Annotated in this window: 1 protein-coding gene; it reads right to left on the bottom strand. The window is 62.4% G+C overall.

Annotated elements, in window-relative coordinates:
• Positions 1–32: 32 nt before the first annotated feature.
• Positions 33–1,304 (bottom strand): IS256 family transposase, encoded by a 1,272-nt coding sequence (locus tag ACZYOF_RS43725; protein ID WP_463719583.1) that lies wholly within the window; start codon positions 1,302–1,304, stop codon positions 33–35.
• Between the last annotated feature and the right edge of the window lie 145 nt (positions 1,305–1,449).

Below are 1,449 nucleotides of genomic sequence, written 5' to 3' on the forward strand. Positions count from 1 at the left end.
GAGCTATGGCCGAAATTGGGTGATGGGGCTGATCAGGCGGCGCGGTTAGCTGGCGTCGTCGATTCTGCGACGCCGTCGGTAAATTTGACGCCGGCAATGACCCTTGGCAACTGATTTTCGCCCTTCAGCCGGCGCCAGGTTTTGGCGGCGCTCATGACGAGCTTGAAGACCATGAGCCTTGCCGTCTTGTGCGACAGGCTTCCCTTGGAGCGGACGGTCCGGTGGCGGACTGTGGCGAAGACGCTTTCGATCGGGTTGGATGTGCGCAGGTGGTCCCAATGCTCGGCCGGGAAGTCGAAGAAGGCCAGCAACTCGTCGCGGTCCTTCGTCAGGCAGTCGACCGCCTTTGGGTATTTGACGGCGTACTTGTCGACGAAGACGCCAATCGCAGCTTCGGCGCTCGCCCGATCCGGCGCATCGCGGATCTCGCGGAGATCGGCCTTCATGTTCGGCTGCACCGACTTCGGCACCTTATTGAGCACGTTCAGGACCTTGTGCTGCCAGCAGCGCTGATGACGGGTGGAAGGAAAGAGTTCTTCCAGGGCCTTCCAGAAGCCGAGCGCACCGTCGCCGACAGCGATCCGCGGCGCGATGGACAGCCCGCGCGCTTTCAGATCGACGAGCAGTTCGCGCCAGCTCTGCGCGCTCTCCCGTACGCCGACCTGAAAGCCGACCAGTTCCTTCCTGCCTTCCGGCGTCGCACCGATGACGACCAGCATGCAGGCGGCATCCTCCTCCATGCGCGCCTGAAGATAGACACCGTCGGCCCAGATGTAGACGTAGCGCCGGGCCGACAGGTCGCGCCGTTGCCAGCGATCATAGTCGACCTGCCACTCCTCCTTCAGCCGTCCGACCACCGACGGCGACAGGTTCGGGGCATCCTTGCCGAGCAAGGCGCCAAGCGCCTCCTGGAAATCGCCGCTCGAGATGCCGCGCAGGTACAGAACCGGCAGCAGGGCATCCAGGCTCTTCGTCCGCCGTGCCCATCTTGGCAGGATCGCCGACGTGAACGTGATGCGATCCTCGCCCGAGGCCTCCAAACCCCGGTCGCGTACCTTGGCTCGCCGGACCTCGACAGGACCAATCCCTGTCTGGATCGAACGAGACGGGCCAAAGCCATGCCGGACAAGCCGGTCACGCCCATCCGGCAGCTTCAAATCGGCATGATCGCTCAGAAAGTCGGCGACCTCCGCCTCGATCGCCCGCGCAAGAAGCTGGCGTGCTCCATGCCGCAAAATACTCGTCAGTGGATCATCCATCGCGCCAGGCTGGCGAAGCTCTACAATCTTGCTATTCTCGTTCATGGCGTATCGCTCTGCATAAGAGATCCCATGGGGTGGATTGCAGTCGTATTTCTTGCAGAATAAGGCTGCCTAAACACTCATCCCGAAGGTGATCATGCATACGACCGGACGATCCGCCCACCCGACCACCATCCGCACCGATCTT

It is taken from the genome of Bradyrhizobium sp. LeoA1Lang (genome assembly GCF_055413685.1).